General features: G+C 61.8%; 17 protein-coding genes and 2 tRNA genes. 4 read left to right on the top strand and 15 right to left on the bottom strand.

Annotation, left to right across the window (positions count from 1 at the left end; translation table 11 throughout):
• Positions 1-268 precede the first annotated feature (268 nt).
• The 4 genes from DK261_RS21190 to DK261_RS21175 all read right to left on the bottom strand — a co-directional run bounded on the left by DK261_RS21190 (position 269) and on the right by DK261_RS21175 (position 4,851).
• Positions 269-1,564: a virulence factor family protein gene (locus DK261_RS21190; protein WP_110176269.1), complete on the bottom strand. Its 1,296-nt coding sequence runs from the start codon at positions 1,562-1,564 to the stop codon at positions 269-271.
• Positions 1,564-4,212: a bifunctional lysylphosphatidylglycerol flippase/synthetase MprF gene (mprF, locus tag DK261_RS21185; RefSeq protein WP_009047343.1), complete on the bottom strand. Its 2,649-nt coding sequence runs from the start codon at positions 4,210-4,212 to the stop codon at positions 1,564-1,566. The genes DK261_RS21190 and mprF overlap by 1 nt, the downstream gene beginning before the upstream one ends.
• 279 nt (positions 4,213-4,491) lie before the next feature.
• A tRNA-Met gene (locus DK261_RS21180) sits at positions 4,492-4,568 on the bottom strand.
• 206 nt (positions 4,569-4,774) lie between these two features.
• Positions 4,775-4,851: transfer RNA gene (locus DK261_RS21175), tRNA-Met, on the bottom strand.
• A 299-nt stretch (positions 4,852-5,150) separates the two neighbouring features.
• Here DK261_RS21175 and dinB point away from each other — a divergent pair.
• A complete protein-coding gene (gene dinB, locus DK261_RS21170) occupies positions 5,151-6,215 on the top strand; it encodes a DNA polymerase IV (RefSeq protein WP_009047344.1) in 1,065 nt (354 codons plus the stop codon).
• Between the two features lie 29 nt (positions 6,216-6,244).
• Here the strand turns inward: dinB and DK261_RS21165 are convergent, their stop codons facing one another.
• From DK261_RS21165 to DK261_RS21150, 4 genes are all read right to left on the bottom strand, one after another.
• The gene (locus DK261_RS21165) at positions 6,245-7,198 is read right to left on the bottom strand and encodes a hypothetical protein (RefSeq protein WP_016702030.1); all 954 of its coding nucleotides are present in this window, start codon (positions 7,196-7,198) and stop codon (positions 6,245-6,247) included.
• A gap of 17 nt (positions 7,199-7,215) precedes the next feature.
• Positions 7,216-8,931, bottom strand: a complete 1,716-nt coding sequence (locus tag DK261_RS21160; RefSeq protein ID WP_053268366.1) for a proline--tRNA ligase — start codon at positions 8,929-8,931, stop codon at positions 7,216-7,218.
• A 129-nt stretch (positions 8,932-9,060) separates the two neighbouring features.
• Entirely contained in the window at positions 9,061-10,638 is a 1,578-nt protein-coding gene (locus tag DK261_RS21155; RefSeq protein ID WP_028681821.1) for an AmpG family muropeptide MFS transporter, read from the bottom strand.
• Between the two features lie 44 nt (positions 10,639-10,682).
• Positions 10,683-11,036, bottom strand: a complete 354-nt coding sequence (locus DK261_RS21150) for an MGMT family protein (protein WP_009047348.1) — start codon at positions 11,034-11,036, stop codon at positions 10,683-10,685.
• A 164-nt stretch (positions 11,037-11,200) separates the two neighbouring features.
• Between DK261_RS21150 and DK261_RS21145 the strand changes: the two genes are divergently transcribed.
• The gene (locus tag DK261_RS21145; protein ID WP_110176268.1) at positions 11,201-12,208 is read left to right on the top strand and encodes a DUF481 domain-containing protein; all 1,008 of its coding nucleotides are present in this window, start codon (positions 11,201-11,203) and stop codon (positions 12,206-12,208) included.
• Between the two features lie 102 nt (positions 12,209-12,310).
• On the opposite strand, the gene DK261_RS21140 is transcribed toward DK261_RS21145, so the two are convergent.
• Positions 12,311-13,768, bottom strand: a complete 1,458-nt coding sequence (locus DK261_RS21140; RefSeq protein WP_256597592.1) for a toxin-antitoxin system YwqK family antitoxin — start codon at positions 13,766-13,768, stop codon at positions 12,311-12,313.
• Between the two features lie 85 nt (positions 13,769-13,853).
• Entirely contained in the window at positions 13,854-14,063 is a 210-nt protein-coding gene (locus DK261_RS21135) for a cold-shock protein (RefSeq protein ID WP_002554837.1), read from the bottom strand.
• Positions 14,064-14,415: 352 nt separating this feature from the next.
• Between DK261_RS21135 and dcd the strand changes: the two genes are divergently transcribed.
• Together dcd and DK261_RS21125 are read left to right on the top strand one after the other, a co-directional pair.
• A complete protein-coding gene (gene dcd, locus DK261_RS21130) occupies positions 14,416-14,982 on the top strand; it encodes a dCTP deaminase (protein WP_009047351.1) in 567 nt (188 codons plus the stop codon).
• 106 nt (positions 14,983-15,088) lie between these two features.
• Positions 15,089-15,295, top strand: coding sequence for a hypothetical protein (locus DK261_RS21125; protein WP_038630772.1), 207 nt, complete (start codon positions 15,089-15,091; stop codon positions 15,293-15,295).
• An 85-nt stretch (positions 15,296-15,380) separates the two neighbouring features.
• Here the strand turns inward: DK261_RS21125 and DK261_RS21120 are convergent, their stop codons facing one another.
• Genes DK261_RS21120 through DK261_RS21100 form a run of 5 tightly spaced genes read right to left on the bottom strand, consistent with a single transcriptional unit; the run spans position 15,381 to position 19,572 of the window.
• Positions 15,381-16,145 (bottom strand): ABC transporter ATP-binding protein, encoded by a 765-nt coding sequence (locus DK261_RS21120; RefSeq protein ID WP_110176266.1) that lies wholly within the window; start codon positions 16,143-16,145, stop codon positions 15,381-15,383.
• A 13-nt stretch (positions 16,146-16,158) separates the two neighbouring features.
• Positions 16,159-17,277, bottom strand: coding sequence for a succinylglutamate desuccinylase/aspartoacylase family protein (locus DK261_RS21115; RefSeq protein WP_038630774.1), 1,119 nt, complete (start codon positions 17,275-17,277; stop codon positions 16,159-16,161).
• A 20-nt stretch (positions 17,278-17,297) separates the two neighbouring features.
• A complete protein-coding gene (locus DK261_RS21110) occupies positions 17,298-18,008 on the bottom strand; it encodes an ABC transporter permease (RefSeq protein WP_009047355.1) in 711 nt (236 codons plus the stop codon).
• Positions 18,005-18,733, bottom strand: a complete 729-nt coding sequence (locus DK261_RS21105) for an ABC transporter permease (protein ID WP_009047356.1) — start codon at positions 18,731-18,733, stop codon at positions 18,005-18,007. The genes DK261_RS21110 and DK261_RS21105 overlap by 4 nt, the downstream gene beginning before the upstream one ends.
• A gap of 56 nt (positions 18,734-18,789) precedes the next feature.
• Positions 18,790-19,572 carry a transporter substrate-binding domain-containing protein gene (locus tag DK261_RS21100; protein ID WP_009047357.1) on the bottom strand — a complete coding sequence of 261 codons (783 nt, stop codon included), beginning with the start codon at positions 19,570-19,572 and terminating at the stop codon, positions 18,790-18,792.
• Between the last annotated feature and the right edge of the window lie 89 nt (positions 19,573-19,661).

Here is a 19,661-nt window from a genome sequence, read left to right as displayed (position 1 = left end):
GAACTTAGTTTGCGCAATAGTGTGTCGAGCTTACCCAAGATTGACCAAGCTTGACTATGACTTAGGAGGGCTTACTTCTACATGCATTTCTTTGAAAGGCATTCTCAGTAGCATTAGCAGCGACGGGGCTGGGTAGCTGACCGTAATACTGCGTTTGAAGGTGCTTGCTCGACATCCCCTTGGACTATCGGGCTCGTCTATTGCTTTCGTAAGCGCAAAAAAGCCCCCGCTGCCGGTGGGCAGCGGGGGCTCTTGGGAGGCACTCAGATCACTCTTCGGCGACCTTGTCCTTGCCCTGGCGTTTCTCGATGACGTTGACCAGGCGCTGAGCCAGGGCCGGGTAGTTCTCGTCGAAGTGGTGGCCGCCCGGCAGCTTCATGGCCTCGCCGACGGCGGTCTTGTCGGTGCAGCCGCTTTCGTCGACTTCTTCCTCGCCATAGATGCACACCACCTTGGCCGCTGGCAGCTTGGCCATTTCCGGGCCGGTGGCGGCTTCCTTGCCTGCGTTGCCCAGCCAGCCCTCGACTTCGATCTCGAAGCTGCCGGTGCGGGCGAAGGCCAGCAGGATAATGGCGTCGACCCGCTGCTGCTCGGCTTCCGGCAGGCGGTTGTAGATGGCCGGCAGCACGTCGGCGCCGAACGAATAGCCGGTCAGCACGAAGCGCTTGGTGCCCCATTTCTGCCGGTAGTGCTGCATCAGTTCGGTCAGGTCGGTGGCGCTTTGTTCCGGGGTCTTGTGCTGCCAGTAGTAGCGCAGGGTGTCGATGCCGACCACCGGGTAGCCGATCTTGGCCATCTCGCCGGCCACGTCGCGGTCCAGGTCGCGCCAGCCGCCGTCACCGGAGAGGAACAGGGTCACGGTGTCCTTGGCCTGGCCGGCCGGTACTTCGACCACCGGGATGTTCAGGCCGCCGTTGTCCGAACCCACCAGCAGCTTGCGCAGCTCGTTGTTCAGTACCTGGGGCAGGTGAATGTCGTAGTCGCTGATGCTGGTGCTGGCATTGGGGGTGTCACGCACGAAGCCAGCGCTTTCGTCATCCGGGTTGTCGTTCCAGGCCACCAGCCAGTGGCCGTGGGCCAGGGTCTTGGGCAGTGGGTCGGTGCAGCCCGGAGCCGGGTTGATGGTAAAGCCCACCGACACGGCCTGGGCCTTGTCATCGTTCTGGGTGGCGATCCAGCGCCAGGCCAGGGCGGCGCCAGGGCCGATGCCGCTGACCAGGGTCGCCGGCCCCTTGAGTTGGCCAAGGGCGTTCTGCAGGGCTTGTTCCTGCAGCTTGCAGTCGTCCTTGGGCAGGATCACCTGGACGATCTGCGCCGCGCCGCCGCGGCTCAGGGCCATGAGCTGGGTATCGGTCAGGGCTTCGTCGGCGAGGACGGCCACGGCGACCCGGGCCTTGGTCTGGGCGGCCGGGGTGACGCGGGTCAGGGTCGAGCCATCGGTCTGGGCCAGGTGTTCCAGGGTCGGTTGTGGCACCGGACGATTCCAGTACCAGTAGCCGCCTCCCGCTATCAGGGCAAACACCACCAGAGTGGCTAATACATACCGCCAGGAGCGTTGAATCATCAGCGTTTCACCAATCCAGTCAGGCCGCCCGCAATCAGGGCGGCGGTATCGGCCAGTGCCACCAGCGGATCCAGTCCGGCGGGCACGGCCATGTAACGAGGTTCCCAGTCAGGCTGGAATTTGTCTTTGAAACGGCGCAACCCTTGGAAGTTGTACAGCTGCTCACCCCGACGGAAAACCATCGATCCAAGGCGCTGGGTCAGTGGCGCGCCACGCCGGGGCTGCAGGCCCGACAACGGCACCATGCCCAGACTGAAGCGGGCATACCCATGGTTTTTATAATGCTGGATCAGGCCGACCATCATGAATTCCATGGTCAGCTTGGGAGCCTCCGGGTGGGCGCGCATCAGGTCGAGGCTGGCCAGGTCATGGCTGTAGGTCTCGAGCAGGTTGGCGAAGGCCACCGGACGTCCTTCAAAACGGATGATCGCGATACGGAAATGCTTGAGGTAGTCCTCGCTGAAACGTCCCAGGGAGAAGCCTTTCTCGCGGACATTCTTGCCGGTCAGCCAGGCATCGGAAATGACTTTCAGTTCGTCCATCGGCGCGTGCCCGGCCTCATGGATTTCCAGCGACAGGCCGTCCCGGGTGCCACGGTTCCAGGTGTAGCGCAGGTCCTTCATCTCCTTGCCCTTGGCTTCGAGGTCAAAGCGGTTCAGGTCGACCCGGGCTTCTTCACCGAGCTTGATCGCGGTCAGGCCGATGTCCATGTAGTACGGCAGGTTTTCCGCGCGCACCTGGTAGAACACCGGGCGCGCATGGTGGACGTCGCACAGGTCGCGGAACTGCCAGATCATCTCGGCCCGTTGCTGGGTCGGGCCAATCGGGTCGTACAGCGCCACCAGGCTGCGGCCGCGCCGGGCATACATGAGGAAGGCATCGTCGTTGGGGTGGAACAGCAGGGCCTTGTCGCCGGTCAGGGACAGGCCGCCATCGGGCTGGGACGAGGCCATGAGGATCTTCGCCGCGCGGTCCAGTTCCTCGCCATTGGGCAGGTGAATCACCGGGCGCGCGGTGCGCAGCAGCCAGGTCAGGGACACCACCACCAGCAGTACCGCGGCCCCCAGCAGCGAACGCAGACCCCGCGGGGCATCGGCGTCGAGGGTGAACTGCCACCACAGCTGATGGCTGTAGGGCACGTCCTGGTAGGCGAACAGCAGCAGCCAGATCGACGCACCCAGCACACAGACGCTGGCCACCAGGTACAGCGGCGAGAACGGCAGTTCGGTGAGGCGGCTCGGCCGGTAGAAGGAGCGCCGGAAGATCGCCAGCAGGCTGGCGGTCAGGGTCATCAGGCTGGCTTCTTCCCAGTCGAAGCCCTTGAGCAGCGAGAGCACCGCGCCGACCAGCAGCAGGATGGTGGTGAGGATCCAGGCCGCGGACAGGCGCCGGCGCAGGCCCTGGGCCAGCAGCAGGCAAAGCACTCCGACCAGGCTGGCGCCGAAGTGCGAGGCATCCACCAGGCGGTGCGGGATCAGAAAACCGATGTGTTGCAGGCGGGTGTCGATTTCCGGAGTCACGCCGGAAAACAGCAGCACCACGCCGGACAGGAACACCAGTACCGCGAGGATCGGCGCCGCCAGGCCCGAGGCCGCCCGCAGCGATTGACGGGTCTGGAACAGGCGCTGGGCTTCATTGATCAGCAGCAGGACGCAGGCCACCAGCATCGGCAGGATCACGTAGATCAACCGGTACAGCAGCAGGGCGGCGGCCAATGGCGCCGCGCCGAGCTTGTCGGCGAAGGCGGCCAGCAGAATCGCTTCGAACACCCCGACGCCGCCGGGTACATGGCTGAGCACGCCGGCCGCCAGGGCCAGCAGGTAGACCAGCAGGAAGGCGCCGAAGGGCGGTGCTTCGGGCAGCAGCAGATACAGCACGGTGGCTGCGGCGGCGACGTCGAGGGCGGTGATCAGCAGTTGCAGGAGCGTCAGGCGGCGTCCCGGCAGGCGCAGGGTGCGGCGCCCGGCCTTGACCAGCAGGTTGTCCGGCAATGGCTGTTCGGGCAGGCGGCGCCGGTAGATACCGATGACCAGGATCGCGCAGAGCAGCAATACGGCGCCGGCAATGCTGGCCAGCAGGCCTTCGGAGAGGCGCAGGGCGGCGGACGCGGCAGGCAGGTTGCTCAGGGTCGCCAGGGCCGCGAGCGGTGGCAGGGCGCAACCCAGGGACAGGCTGGCGAACAGCGTCATATGGGCGACGTCGCCAGCGCCCACGCCATGCCGGGCATAGAGTCGGTAACGCACCGAGCCACCGGAGAGCAGCGACAGGCCGATGGCGTTGCCGATGGCAAAGGCGGTGAAGCCCCCCAGGGCCAGGGTGCGCGGCGGCAGGTTCACCCCGGCGTAGCGGCTGGCGGACCATTCGTAGCCGAGCAGGATGACGAAGCCGACCACGGTCGCGGCCAGTGCGCCGAGCAGGGCCGGTTTAGGCACGTCGAGGATCGAGTCATGCAGGGCATACAGATCCAGCTCGCTGAGCAGGTGGCGACAGGCAATCAGGGCGATGCCGAACAGCAGCAGGGTCACGACCATGCCGATCGGCTGGCGATATTTGCTCAACAGTTCCAGCCAGCGCAAGCGGGTGGCCGCAACCGGTTGGTTCGTTGTAACGGTATCGGTGTCTTGTGAGTCAGACGAGTTGGCGCGCATCAATCACCTCGTGGATTGTGCGCGACAGGATGGGGGTATCCAGCCAAGTTACCAATCCCTGCAGAAAAAATAGTTTCAAATATTAACGCGTCTCACCATGGCCCTGCGAGCCCGGACGGCCAGCGTTTTCAAGCGGCAGCCTGGCAATGAGCATAGCGGGTTGGAAAGAGTGGGGGAGGTGACTGACGGTTCACGGGAGATTGCCAGGTCATTGTTGCGAAAAGATTTTTCCGACAGATACAAAAAAGGCCACTCTTTCGAGTAGCCTTTTTTGATGTTTGGTTGCGGGAGCCGGATTTGAACCGACGACCTTCGGGTTATGAGCCCGACGAGCTACCAGGCTGCTCCATCCCGCGTCTGTGTGGCGGCATTCTACAGACGAATGCTGGAGTGTCAACCGTTAATGATCCATTGAGTCAAATAAGTGTTGAATGACTCGCAAGGCGGGTTAAGTCCCGGTGGTGCAAAGGGTTTTGTTTTTTGCGCGACATCGCGCAAGGCATGGCGATAAAAGCGGCGCGCACAAAAAAGGCCACTCTTTCGAGTAGCCTTTTTTGATGTTTGGTTGCGGGAGCCGGATTTGAACCGACGACCTTCGGGTTATGAGCCCGACGAGCTACCAGACTGCTCCATCCCGCGTCTGTGTGGCGGCATTCTACAGAGGATCGCCGGTCTGTCAACCGATCAGGCGAAAAAAACTGTTCTCGTTCAATCGCTTAGCTTGAAAAAGCAGCCTTTGAATCAGCCTCGGGGGCATGCTGCACAAGGCTTTCAGCTCTATTGAAGGGCTCTGGCCGATTGAGGAAATAAATTCATCTTCCGATTTTTCTGGCGCCGGGCAGGAGAAATCAAACTACTGGTGCTATATACAGTTCTCGGTGAGATACTGTCGCCCTGTTTCGTGATCGACCTCTTGCTTCCATGAACTCTGCCTTTATATGACGCAGCGCAAAATCATCCACATCGACTGCGATTGCTTCTACGCCGCCATCGAAATGCGCGACGACCCGCAATTGGCCGGCAGGCCGATGGCGGTGGGCGGCTCGGCGGAGCGACGCGGGGTGATCGCCACCTGCAACTATGAAGCCCGTGCCTTTGGGGTGCGTTCGGCCATGTCCTCGCGGCATGCGCTGACGCTGTGCCCCGACCTGCTGATCGTCAAGCCGCGCATGGAGGCCTACCGGGAGGCGTCGAAAGAGATTCATACGATCTTTCGCGACTACACCGACCTCATCGAGCCTTTATCACTGGATGAGGCCTACCTGGACGTCTCCGACAGCCCCAACTTTGCCGGCAGCGCCACCCGTATCGCCCAGGACATTCGCCGCCGGGTCTCCAATCAGCTGCATATCACGGTGTCGGCCGGGGTGGCGCCGAACAAATTCCTGGCCAAGATCGCCAGCGACTGGAAAAAACCCAACGGCCTGTTCGTGATCACCCCGGACCAGGTCGAGGACTTTGTTTCGGCCTTGCCGGTGAACAAGCTGCATGGCGTGGGCAAGGTCACCGCCGACAAGTTGGGACGCCTGGGCATCGTCAACTGCGAGACGTTGCGCGAATGGAGCAAGCTGGCGCTGGTGCGCGAGTTCGGCAGTTTTGGCGAGCGCCTGTGGAACCTGGCCCGGGGCATCGATGAGCGGCCGGTGCAGAACGACAGCCGTCGGCAGTCCATCAGTGTGGAAAACACCTACGACGTCGATCTGCCCGATCTGCAGAGCTGCCTGGATAAACTCCCGGAGCTGATGCAGACCCTGGCCGGCCGGATCGAACGAATCGACAGCAGCTACCGTCCGGGCAAGCCGTTCGTCAAAGTGAAGTTTCACGATTTTACCCAGACCACGCTCGAACAGGCGGGGGCAGGGCGGGACCTGGAGAGTTATCGGCAGCTTTTGACCCAGGCGTTCAAGCGCGGGGACAGGCCGGTGCGGCTATTGGGGATTGGTGTGCGTTTGCAGGATTTGCGTGGCGGGCATGAGCAGCTGGAGTTGTTCAGCCTTTCCTGAAAGCCCAAACACCCTGTAGCCGTTCCAAGTCAATGGGCGCCAGGATCGGCGACCAGGCGGCCGGCGTTCTTGGTCAGCGACTTGAGAAACTCGCTTTGCAGCTCCGGATCGTTGCGGGTCAGCTCGATCAGGCTCTGCTCCAGTTCGCTGGCTTCCTCTTCCAGACCCAGTTCGGAGAGACGCTTGACCCGGTGCACCCACTGGCTCACTTCGTCATCCTCGAGGTCGTCGAAGATCAGGTTGTGCGCTTCCAGCAGCTTGCCGCGCAGGGTGTTGCTGATGGCCAGCGACGAGTCGGAATGCACGTCGTCCTGGGCATCCGCGACGCTGATCTGCAACTGGCCGATGTGGTTCAGGTCCTGCTCGGAAAACGGGCTGTCCAACAGGTTCAGGCGCAGTACGCCGTTGCGGTCGGTGCTCAGCTCATGGGTTTCCTTGCCGGCCTTGACCTGCACCGGACGTTCGCTCCAGGGCAGGCTCGAATACTCCACGCGCTTGTCGCGCTGGACTTCATCGATCCCCGCCAGGTTCTGCTGCGCCCGGCCGTGGGACTGCACGTTCATGAACGGGTTGAGCCCGGCCACGCCGTAGCTGATCCAGTCCTTGGTGACGCTGTCCGGCAGGTTGCCCAGGGTAAACACATTGACCACGTTGGCGCCGATACCGGCGACCACGGCTACCGCGCCCAGTGGGATCTCGTAGAGCTCCCGCCAGGGTTGATAGGGCGTGTAGCGATCGTAGCGGCGCGTGACTTCGAACTCGGTGACTTCGAAGGTCTTCTGCTCGTGGATGCGTACCCGGCGTTGCGGCAGCTCAAGCACCTTAGGCTCACCGACATCGATCTGCAGGCTGTGGTCGAGCAATTTGCGCTCGACACGTTCCTCGTGCTCGCTGCGTTGCGACATCTGGTTGGCACAGCCGCTGAGCAACAGGGCGCCGCACAAGGCGGCGCCACCGAGGCTTAAGGTGTTTCGCTTGAACATGACTTCTCTATCTGGTTTCAGCGACGGATACGGGCTTGGAGGAAGGACAGCACGTCAGCCACTGGCAGCGCTTGCGCCTCGGCTTCGGTACGGCTCTTGTATTCCAGGTTGCCTTCGGCGAGGCCGCGGTCGCTGACCACGATCCGGTGTGGAATGCCGATCAGCTCCATGTCCGCGAACTTGATGCCCGGGCTGGTCTTCTTGTCGCGGTCGTCCAGCAGCACTTCGAAGCCGGCGGCGGTGAGTTGCGCGTACAGCTTGTCGGTGGCTTCGCGAACCTGCTCGGTTTCATAGCGCAGCGGTACCAGGGCGATCTGGAACGGGGCCAGGGCGTCGCTCCAGATGATGCCGTTCTCGTCGTTGTTCTGCTCGATGGCCGCAGCCACCACGCGGGACACGCCGATGCCGTAGCAGCCCATTTCCAGGGTGACCGGCTTGCCGTTCTCGCCCAGCACTTCGCACTTCATCGCCTTGCTGTACTTGTTGCCCAGCTGGAAGATGTGCCCGACTTCGATGCCGCGCTTGATTTCCAGGGTGCCCTTGCCGTCCGGGCTCGGGTCGCCGGAGACGACGTTGCGCAGGTCGGCCACGGTTGGGACCGGCATGTCGCGTTCCCAGTTGAAGCCGAAATAGTGCTTGTCGTCGACGTTCGCGCCGATACCGAAGTCGCTCATCAGGGCCACGGAACGGTCGACGATGATTGGCAGCGGCAGGTTCAGCGGGCCCAGGGAGCCGGCGCCGGCGCCGATGGCGTCACGCAGTTCGGCTTCCGAAGCCATGACCAGCGGGCTGGCGACGCCAGGCTGGTTGGCGGCCTTGATTTCGTTCAGCTCGTGGTCGCCACGGATGATCAGGGCGATCAGCTTGCCGGCTTCCTCGGCGTGCACCACCAGGGTCTTGACGGTCTTTTCGATCGGCAGGTTGTAGCCTTCCACCAGCTGCGCGATGGTTTTCGCGTCAGGGGTGTCGACCAGGCGCAGTTCTTCGCTCGGCGCCAGACGCGAGGTTTCCCGTGGCACGGCTTCGGCTTTCTCGATGTTCGCCGCGTAGTCGGAGCCGTTGCTGAAAACGATGTCGTCTTCGCCGGACTCGGCCAGTACGTGGAATTCGTGGGAGCCGGCGCCGCCGATGGAGCCGTTGTCGGCTTCGACCGGACGGAATTTCAGGCCCAGGCGGGTGAACACGTTGCAGTAGGCCTGGTGCATGCGGTCATAGGTGATCTGCAGCGATGCCTGGTCGGCGTGGAAGGAGTAGGCGTCCTTCATGATGAACTCGCGACCGCGCATCAGGCCGAAGCGTGGACGGATTTCATCGCGGAATTTGGTCTGGATCTGGTACAGGTTGATCGGCAGCTGCTTGTAGCTGCTCAGCTCGTTGCGGGCCAGATCGGTGATCACTTCTTCGTGGGTCGGGCCGGCGCAGAAGTCGCGACCGTGGCGATCCTTGAAGCGCAGCAGTTCAGGGCCGTACTCCTCCCAGCGACCGGATTCCTGCCACAGTTCAGCCGGCTGGGTGCTCGGCATCAACACTTCAAGCGAGCCGGCGGCGTTCATTTCTTCACGAACGATGGCTTCGACCTTGCGCATCACCCGCAGGCCCATCGGGAGCCAGGTGTACAGGCCCGAGGCCAGTTTGCGGATCATGCCGGCGCGCAGCATCAGCTGATGGCTGATTACGACCGCATCGGAAGGCGTTTCTTTCTGTGTGGCGAGCAAAAATTGACTGGTGCGCATGGTAGGCCGTTGTCGGTTGCTGAAGACTAGAAATGACGAAGCATTGTACGGGCGAGAACCGTTGGCGTACAGGATTGCGGCCGGGGGAGGTCGGGGCGCCGGATGAATGCCGGTATGCCCCGGGGTTTCCTAGGGTTCTTCGCTGATCGCAGTAGCGGGTGGAGGCGCGGGTGGCGTGGCTTCGGGCGCTTGCGGCGGTTCGGCGCGGCGGCTTTCCTGGAACCAGTGCAGGGCGATCAGGATCAGGGTCGGCACGCCGAGCAGGGCGGTGATCAGGAAGAAGTCGTGATAGCCGAACTTTTCCACCATGACCCCCGAATAACCGCCGATCAGGCGCGGCAACAGCAGCATGATCGAGCTGAGCAGGGCGTACTGGGTCGCCGAGAACTTCAGGTTGGTCAGGCTCGACAGGTAGGCGACGAAGGCCGAGGTGGCCAGGCCCGAGCTGAAGTTGTCCAGGGAAATGGTCACCACCAGCATCTGCAGGTTGGGGCCCATGTCGGCCAGCATCAGGAACAGCAGGTTGGTCGCGGCCGAGGCGGCGCCGCCGATGAACAGGATCGGCAGGATGCCGAAGCGCACGATCAGCAGGCCGCCCATGCCGGCGCCGACCAGGGTCATGATCAGGCCGAAAATCTTGCTGACGCTGGCGATCTGGTCCTTGGTGAAGCCCTGGTCGATGTAGAACACGTTGGCCATCACGCCCATCACTGTGTCCGACATCCGGTAGGTGGCGATCAGGCCCAGCAGCAGCAGGGCTTGCCAGCGGTAGCGCAGGATGAAGTCGTTGACCGGCGTCAGCACCGGGGCTAAGCCGCGGCGACCCATGGCCGACAGGCACAGCGCGGTCAGGATGGTGTAGAGAATGGCGCGCAGGAATGCCCGGTCTTCCAGCAGCAGGTCCAGCAGGCTGACACCTTCGAACAGCACGCTGGCGAAGTCGGTGTTGTACAGCTGGGTGAACATCGCCGGCACGGACACCAGCAGCACGATCAGCACGAATACCGACACCAGCTGGTGCAAGAAGCTGTAGCGCCCGGCCGACAGCTGGGTGCGCAGCGGCACCGGCGGTTCGCGCATGAACAGGGTGGTCAGCAGGGCCGGGATCATCAGCACGCCGAACAGCACATAGGTGCCGGTCCAGGCCGAGTGCTTGTAGCTGAAACCGGTGGAGCCGAAACCTTCGGCGAAGAACAGGGCGCCAGCGGTGGCCAGCAGGGCGGCGACGCGGTAGCCGGACATATAGGCGGCGGCCAGGGCGGCCTGGCGGCTGTCTTCGGCGATTTCCAGGCGGTAGGCGTCCACCGCGATGTCCTGGGTGGCCGAGGCGAAGGCGACGATAACGGCAATGGCGATCAGCCAGGACAAGTGCTTTTGCGGATCGCAGAAGCCCATGCCGATCAGCCCGAGTAGCACCAGCGATTGCGACAGGACCAGCCAGGAGCGACGGCGTCCGAGTTTGCCCAGCAGGGGCAGGCGCCATTGGTCGAGCAAGGGCGACCAGACCCATTTGAAGGCGTAGGCCAGGCCGATCAGGCTGGCGTAGCCAATGGTCTCGCGGGCCACACCGGCTTCGCGCAACCAGACTGAAAGTGTCGAAAACACCAGCATGTAGGGCAGGCCGGCGGCGAAACCAAGCAGCAACAGCACGAGCGTCGAGGGGCTGGCATAGGCGGCGAGCGCGGCGCGCCAGGTTTTACGGGGCATGGGCTGGAGTCTGCCTCAAGAATTACGGAAACAAAGCGCGCACTCTAACCGCTGTGCTCTACCGGACGCCAGCCATGGCGCCGAATATCCACACGATTGTTCAGGATCGAGACACCTTCCATACGCAGTCGCGCGCGCTGTTCGTCGCCCGATGCACTGCCCACGGGCAGGCTGATGCGCCCGCCCGCGCCCAGTACACGGTGCCAGGGCAGGGTGGTGTCGGCGGGCAACCGGCTGAGGGTTCGTCCCACCCAGCGTGCGGCGCGACCCAGGCCCGCCATTTCCGCCAGTTGCCCATAGCTGACTACCTTGCCTTCCGGGACTTGGGCCAGGGTCAGGTAGAGCGCCGTGCGTCGGATTTCGGCGGGGCTTTGGTCGGCGTCGAGCGGTTCGATCACGTTCGGGTTTCCTGATGCAGGCCTGTAAACCGTCTGTAGGACAAAGGGGTTATTAACCGTTGAGGATTGAACTCACTATAGATAGTCGAGTCAGTCCCTACCTGAGGTTTTATTCATGTGGATAATGCCGGTTTTTTTCGCAAACTCGAGTCCTGTATCTGTTTATGTTGTCCAGAACCCTGTTGTGCCTTGCCGTTTTCAGTACCTCCACGCCTTTGCTCGCCGATACCGTCTGGTTGAAGAACGGTGACCGTCTGACCGGCAAGATCAACGTGTTCGATGGTGGCAAGTTACTGATCCAGACCGAGTATGCCGGGGCCATCCCGATCGACTGGAAGCAGGTTAAGACGCTGGAGAGCGATCAGGAACTGCTGGTCAAGCAGGATGCCTACACCGGCGAGAAGGCCAAGTCCCTGCATGCGGCGGAAGACGGCAAGGTCACCCTGGCCAATGGCGAGACGCCGAAGACCGTCGAACTGGCGAGCATCCAGCAGATCATGAAGCCCAAGCCAATGGTCGAGGATCTGGTGTGGAAGGGCAATGTCGACATGGCGCTGGACTATCAGCGGGCGGAAAAGGACACCGACGACTACGACATCGACTTCAAGACCTCGGCGCGCCACGGCAAATGGCGACACACGGCGGAAGGCGAGTACAACCGCGAATTCCAGAACGATGTCGTCACCACCGACAACTGGCGCGCCGAATACGCGCTGGACCGCTTCCTCACCGATAAGTGGTTCTGGCAAGGGCGGCTGAACTACAAGCGTGACAAGGTCGAGGATCTGGCCCGCCAGCGTGTGGTGGGTACCGGCCCGGGTTACCAGTTCTGGGATAACGAACTGGGGGCGTTCTCCCTGGGTTCGCTGCTCAACCGCACCGACTACGAGTACAAGGATGGCGGCAAAGACAACTTCTATTCCCTGGCCATGAAGTGGGACTACAACCGTTACCTGATTGGCAAGCGGGTCGAGCTGTTTACCAATGGCGAGGTGGGCAGGCCGCTGTCCAATATTGCCGATTACGCCCTGGATGCCGAAATCGGCCTGCGCTACAAGGTCACGGAGTGGGCGTCGCTCAACCTCAAGGCCGAACGGGACATCATCAGTGGCACCAAGGAGAGCGATCTCAACAAGACCCGTTACACCGCGGGGTTTGGCGTCGCCTGGTAAGCTCACAGGCCCTGAAATGAAGAAGTCCCGCGGTTTGCACCGGCGGGACTTTTTTGTTTGGCAGCGCAAGTGCTGTCTCAATAGCGCTGTGTCATGCCCGGCTCAACTGCATGCGCCTTGACGGGCGCCTGTCTGGTACTGGCATTCGCTCTGCAGGCTGCCGTCCTGGTTCCAGAGGCGCATCCAGCCATGCTCTTTGCCATCCAGGTAATCCGTAGATGATTCCATCTGACCGTTTTCGTACCAGGTAACGGCAGGGCCTTCGAGTTTCGCGTCCTTGTAGATCTTGTGATCCTTGAGCTGGCCGTTGTCGTACCACGCCTTGAAGTCGCCCTGCTCGCGGTGCTGTTCATCCCATTGCCACTGGAGGGTTTGCGCGCCCTGTTCGTTCCAGAGGGCATAACTGCGCTGGGTGCCGTGTTCGTCGTTGAATTGTTTCTGCTTTACCTTGCCGTTGGGGTGGTACTGGATTTGCCAGCCCACGGGCTGGTTGTCGACGAAATCGACTGTGCTTTCCAGGGTGCCGTCAGGGTAGTAGGACAGGCTCGGGCCGACTTTCTTGCCGGCAACGAACTGTCCGCTGTCTTTGATCTGGCCATCCGGGTAGTAGCTGATAGCTGGGCCGTCCGGCAGATCTGCACGGTAGCTGATGCGCCCGACCCGCTTGCCGTTCTCGTCGTATTCCAGGTATTCGCCGTCGACGCGTTTGCCCTGGCGCCAGTTGTAGGAGTCGGCGACTTTGCCATTGTCGTGATAAGTGCTCTGCCAGCCCTCGAGGAGACCGTCCCGATAGTTCGAGCGTTTAACCACGACACCGCTCTCGGAGTAGGTCAGCGCCTCGCCCTGGCGTTTGCCATTGAGGTCATAACCAACGCTGTGGCGGACCTGTCCGTCCGGGTAGTAGGTTTTCGAGGCGTGAACAGCCTTGCCCGAAACGAAGTCCTCGGCGCTGACGAAATAGTCCCGGCGCAGGGTGCCTGACTCGACGTAGAAGATTTTTGCGTTCCAGGCCTTTTGCCGGTCGTCGTAGCTTATCGGCATCGTCAGAAAATACGAGGCCTGGCCTTGGCCTGTCGGCGCATAGTGTTCGTCGAGGTAGAGCTTGCCGTCGACCAGGGAGGCTGTCAGTTCAGCGCACTCCTGGGCGGTGCAGGGCCGGACTTTTTCGAAAAAGGCTCGTTTTCCGTCGCAGTCCGAAAGAGTCAGCAAAAGTGGGGTCTGGTCATCGATCAGCTGCTGGATTTCTTCCAGGGCCTGACCGAAGGACTCCGTGGGGATGCCTGAGGATTCAGGCGTGAGGTAAACCTCGTTGCTGCCGCAACGATGGGCGCTGGAAAGCTCCAGCAGCACGGCGCGCCGCAACTCGGGTTGTTGTTTCGAGTCCTTGGCAATGTAGCTGGCGTTGCTGTCCATGCCGACGACGACCGTTGGATGGTCGGGGCGAGGTGTGGCGTTGAGTGCTAGAGGGAGGGCGAGTGTGAGCACCGCTGCGCTCAACAACTTCCAGTGTCTGAACGGCATCCTGCTATTTCCATATGATTGTCCGAGGGGGCGGATCATATAGAGTGGGTGCCATTAAGCAAAAACATCCGGGCACAAAAAAGCCCCGCTTTGAGGGCGGGGCTTTTTACTGTTTCAGTACAAGTTAGATAACTTGAACTTCTTCAGCTTGCATGCCTTTCTGACCGCGGGTAGCGATGAAAGAAACCTGTTGGCCTTCTTTCAGGCTTTTGAAGCCGTCGGATTGGATAGCTTTGAAGTGTACGAACAGGTCGTCACCGGATTGTGGAGTGATGAAGCCGAAGCCTTTTTCATCGTTGAACCACTTAACGGTACCGGTTTGGCGATTAGACATGGTGTATCTCCTTGGACAAAGTTAACTGCGACTCAGGAAAAGCCCTGGCCGAGACTGAGTGCAAAGAGCAGGAAAAATTCTTGGAGATGGTTGGATCGAAATTCAACATCGTGTAGAGATTCTCAGTGACACAAGCAGCACAGTGGCGCCACCTTAACCCTTTTTCCGGAACCTGCCAATGTTCTTTGCCAAGGATTCGCGCTTTTAGTGACTGGCGGTGCCGTACATAGCCTCCAGCCCGCAAGTATTGCGGCTTTCAGCGAGAAAAGCGGTGCAGACTTTGAACCCGCAGGCGCACCCCGGTAAGATGCCGGACAGATTTTTTCCACCTCGCTATTTCAGGACACCCGCCATGAGCATCAAATCGGACAAGTGGATTCGCCGCATGGCGCAAGAGCACGGCATGATCGAACCTTTCGTGGAGCGCCAGATGCGTGGCGAAGGCTCGGATCGGCTGATTTCCTTCGGTGTCTCGAGCTACGGCTACGATGTGCGTTGCGCCGATGAGTTCAAGGTGTTCACCAACATCAATTCGGCCACCGTCGATCCGAAAAACTTCGACGCCGGCAGCTTCGTCGACATCAAGAGCGACGTGTGCATCATTCCACCCAACTCCTTCGCCCTGGCCCGCACCGTCGAGTACTTCCGCATTCCGCGCAACGTGCTGACCATCTGCCTGGGTAAAAGCACCTACGCCCGTTGCGGCATCATCGTCAACGTCACCCCTCTCGAGCCTGAGTGGGAAGGCCATGTGACCCTGGAATTCTCCAACACCACCACCTTGCCGGCGAAGATCTACGCCAACGAAGGCGTGGCGCAGATGCTGTTCCTGGAGTCCGACGAAGAGTGCGAAGTGTCCTACAAGGACCGTGGCGGCAAGTACCAGGGCCAGCGTGGCGTGACCCTGCCGCGTACCTGACTCCGTCGTCTGACGAATAGCGGGAATTCCTCAGCGGGCAGATACTCTAACCAGAGGACTGCCCCGGTTTGCGCACAGCGGACCGTGCTTAGCTCAGGAGTGCCCCATGAAGATCGATCCGCTTATAAGCGCCACACTTGCCAGACTTGAGCCCAATCAGGTCGGCGTCCTGGCCTGGTCACTGCTGGCGCACCCCGGTGTGGCAGGCGGCATTCCCGGTCAGCCCGACCCGGATACCCCGCAACCCGCCGAGCCGACCGAACCAGGCGAGCCGACCTTGCCGGACGAGCCGCCTCCCGCTCCTGTCGCCTGATTGACGCCACTCTCAGAAAAAGGCCAGCCCGCCGAACCTCATCGAGGTTCCGGCGGGCTGGCCTTTATCCATAGAGGCGCCTGGCTTACTTAAGGTTACCGCTGAGGAACTGCTGCAAGCGCTCGCTCTTCGGATTGCCCAGCACCTCTTCCGGCGCGCCTTCCTCTTCCACCAGGCCCTTGTGCAGGAACAGCACCTGGCTCGACACCTTGCGGGCGAAACTCATTTCATGGGTGACCATGATCATGGTCCGGCCTTCCTCGGCCAGGCCCTGGATCACCTTGAGCACTTCGCCCACCAGCTCCGGGTCGAGGGCCGAGGTGGGTTCGTCGAACAGCATCACTTCCGGCTCCATCGCCAACGCCCGGGCAATCGCCACCCGCTGTTGCTGGCCACCGGAGAGAAAGGCCGGGTACTGGTCGGCCACCCGGGGGAGCAGGCCGACCTTGTCCAGGTAGCGCCGGGCGCGCTCCTCGGCGTCCTTCTTGCTGACGCCCAGCACCCGGCGCGGGGCCATGGTGATGTTCTCCAGCACCGTCATGTGGCTCCACAGGTTGAAATGCTGGAACACCATGGCCAGGCGCGTGCGAATCCGCTGCAGTTCGTCGGCGTCGGTCACGTGCATGCCGTGGCGGTCCTTGACCATGCGGATCGGCTGGCCGTCCAGGCTCATGGCGCCGTCGTCCGGGGTTTCCAGGAAGTTGATGCAGCGCAGAAAGGTACTTTTACCCGAGCCGCTGGCGCCGATCAGGCTGATCACGTCGCCGGTCTTCGCCTTGAGCGAAACACCTTTGAGCACTTCATTGTCGCCGTAGCATTTATGCAGGCCTTCAATGGTCAATTTGTACATGGGGCATGCATCCTCAAGGCGAAAGTAGGTAGCCGCTGCGATAGGCTTCGCGGCCGGCGACATGGGCGATCACCATGCCGGCCGTGGCCATGCGGCGCAGCGAGCGGGCGTAGAGCAGGCCGGCGCAGCTGCAATGAACGGGGGTGACGCGATCGTTGATCGGGTCGATGACTTCGGCCACCTGTTGCCCGGCTTCCAGGTACTCCCCGGGCAGGGCGGTGAACACCAGCAGGCCGCCCACGGGCGTGGCCACCGGCTCCACGCCGGCCAGCGGGGTGGCCGGGTAGGGCAGATCGGGCAGGGGCGGAGCCTCGCCGGCGATGGCGCCGAAATGGCCCAGGTAATCCAGTATGGCCTGGCAATCCCGGCTGGCCAGGTTGTGGTTGACGTCGCCCTGGCCGCGCAGCTCGACGGTGACCGAGAAGCTGCCCAGGGGAATGGCGAAGCGCTCGCCGAAACGCTGCTGCAATTGCCACCAGAGCAGGGTGAAGCATTCGTCGAACGACTGGCCGCCGGAGTCGGTGGCCAGCAGGCTGGCTTGCGAGCCGATGTAGCGGGCCAGCGGATCGACCTGCGGCCAGGCCTCTGGCGTGGTGTACAGATGGGTTACGGCTTCGAAATCGCAGTGCAGGTCCAGCACCATGTCCGCGTCGCAGGCCAGGCGCTGCAAGGCCAGGCGCTGGGACTGCAACTGAGTGCCGGCGGTCTGCCGGGCCAGGGCGTCGCGCAGGCTGGCGCGGATGATTTCGCGGTTGTGCCGTGGGTCGTCGCCCAGTTGGCCTTCGATGTCGTTGCCGACTTCTTCGCCGAGGTCGAGGAACCAGCGGTTGAAGTTCTGCCCGCTTTCCAGCTCGTAGCGGCCCAGCGGCACGTCCATCAACACCTGTTCCAGGCCGGCCGGGTTGGCCACCGGCACCAGGACGATTTCGCTGCGCAGGCGGCCCTGGGCCTCCAGTTCCGCCAGGCGCGCCTTGAGGTGCCAGGCCACGAGCATGCCCGGCAGTTCATCGGCGTGCAGCGACGACTGGATGTAGATCTTGCCTTCGGCCCGCTCGGGGCCGAAGTGAAAGCTGTGGATCTGGCGCGAGGTCCCCGGCACCGGGGCGAGCAGATCATGAGTCTGTTGGCGCATGGATGATGATTTGCCTTGTTCTAGTGGGTCGGCCCGAGGAAGGCCAGCCAGCGGCGTTCGGCGAGACGGAACAGGCCGACCAGCGCGAAGGTCACGGTGAGGTAGATCAGCGCGGCGATGCCGAAGGACTCGAAGGTCATGAAGGTTGCCGAGTTGGCGTCGCGGGCGACTTTCAGCACATCCGGGATGGTCGCGGTGAAGGCCACGGTGGTCGAGTGCAGCATCAGGATCACTTCGTTGCTGTAGTAGGGCAACGAGCGGCGCAGGGCCGAGGGCATGATCACGTAGGCGTACAGTTTCCAGCCGCTGAGGCCGTAGGCCTTGGCCGCCTCGACCTCGCCATGGGCCATGCTGCGGATCGCCCCGGCGAAAATCTCCGTGGTGTAGGCGCAGGTGTTCAGGGCGAAGGCGAGGATGGTGCAGTTCATCGCGTCGCGAAAGAACGCATCGAGCATGGGCTGGGCGCGGACCGCGGCGATGCTGTAGATCCCGGTGTAGCAGATCAGCAGCTGGATATAGAGCGGCGTGCCGCGAAACAGGTAGGTGTAGAACTGCACCGGCCAGCGTAGGTAGAGCTTGGGCGAGACCCGGGCGATGGACAGCGGGATCGACACCAGGAAACCGATGAAGATCGAGGCGCTGAGCAGCCACATGGTCATCGCCAGGCCGGTGACGTTGTAGCCGTCGCTGTAGAGGAAGGGCCTCCAGTATTCCTGCAGGAGCTCGATCATCGCACCGCCTCCCGCGAGCCCGCGGCATAACGGCGTTCGAGCCAGCGCAGGACGATGTTGGAGGCGCTGGTGATGACCAGGTAGATCAAGGCCGCCAGCACCAGGAAGTAGAACAGCTGGTAGGTGCTCTTGCCGGCATCCTGGGCCGCCTTGACCAGGTCGGCCAGGCCGATGATCGACACCAGCGCGGTGGCCTTGAGCATCACCATCCAGTTATTGCCGATACCCGGCAGGGCAAAACGCATCATCTGCGGAAACACCACGAAGCGAAAACGCTGGCCACGCTTGAGGCCGTAGGCGGTGGCGGCTTCGATCTGCCCGCGCGGCACGGCGAGGATGGCGCCACGGAAGGTTTCGGTGAAGTACGCCCCATAAATGAAGCCCAGGGTGATGACCCCGGCGCTGAACGGGTCGATCTCGATGTATTCCCATTCCATGAAGTTGGTGAAGGTGGTCAGCCAGGTTTGCAGGCTGTAGAAAATCAGCAGCATCAGCACCAGGTCCGGTACGCCGCGGATCAGCGTGGTGTAGAGCTGGGCGGGCAGGCGCAGCAGGCCCAGCTGCGAGAGTTTGGCGCTGGCGCCGAGCAGGCCGAGCAGGACGCTGAGTAACAGCGACAATACCGAGAGTTTGATGGTCATCCAGGTGCCTTCCAGCAACAACGGACCGAACCCCTTGAGGCTGAAGGCGGAAAGCCCAAGGGTTTGCAGAAGTTCTTCGAACATAAATCAGAGACCTGTGGCGATAAAAAAGGCGCCCATCGAGGATGGGCGCCAGGACCTTATTTACCGCTGTAGAGATTCAGATCGCCAAAGTGCTTTTTCTGAATGGTGGCGTAGGTGCCATCGTCGTGTAACGCTTTGATACCTTTATCCAGAAGGGCCTTGAGCTCTTTGTTACCTTTGGAGATACCGATAGCTGTCTTGGACGGCAGCAGCGGGCTGTCCACCGGTTTGCTCACCTCGTAGTCGGCGCCCTGTGGCGACTTCAGGAAGCCCAGTTCGGCTTGCAGCATGTCCTGGATCGACGCATCGAGGCGCCCGGAAATCAGGTCGGCATACACCTGGTCCTGGTTCTGGTAGGCCTGGGTCTTCACCCCGGCCTTGTCCAGCACGGCCTTGGCGTAGGCTTCCTGGATAGTGCCCTGCTCGTAGCCGACGGTTTTGCCCTTGAGCGATGCGGTGTCTTCGGTCAGGCCGGAACCTTTCTTGAACACGAAGGAAGTCGGGCCGGAGAACAGTTCGTTGGAGAAGTCGATGACTTTCTCGCGGGCCGGAGTGACGGTCATGGACGAGATCACGCCGTCGAATTTATTGGCTTTGAGGCCCGGGATCATGCCGTCGAAGTCGCTTTCGACCCATTTGCACTTGACCTTCAGTTCGGCACAGATGGCATTGCCCAGATCGATGTCGAAGCCGACCAGGCTGCCATCGGCGGCCTTGGATTCAAAAGGTGCGTAGGACGGGTCAACGCCGAAGCGCAGTTCCTTGTATTCCTTGGCCAGCGCGGAACCGGCGGCCATGCAGAGAGCCAGTGCAGAAAGGGTCAGCAATGCTTTTTTCATTATTAAATCCCTAAAAACCAATATGAGCGCTTGTGGCGCATTAGTACTGTTACTGCAACGCGTCAGACTTAATGAAAGTAGCAATTTCC

The sequence above is a fragment of the Pseudomonas sp. RW409 genome (assembly GCF_003184125.1).
Classification (GTDB): domain Bacteria; phylum Pseudomonadota; class Gammaproteobacteria; order Pseudomonadales; family Pseudomonadaceae; genus Aquipseudomonas; species Aquipseudomonas chlororaphis_I.
Note: the sequence above shows the minus strand (reverse complement) of the source record. Positions and strands in the feature narration are given on the sequence as shown.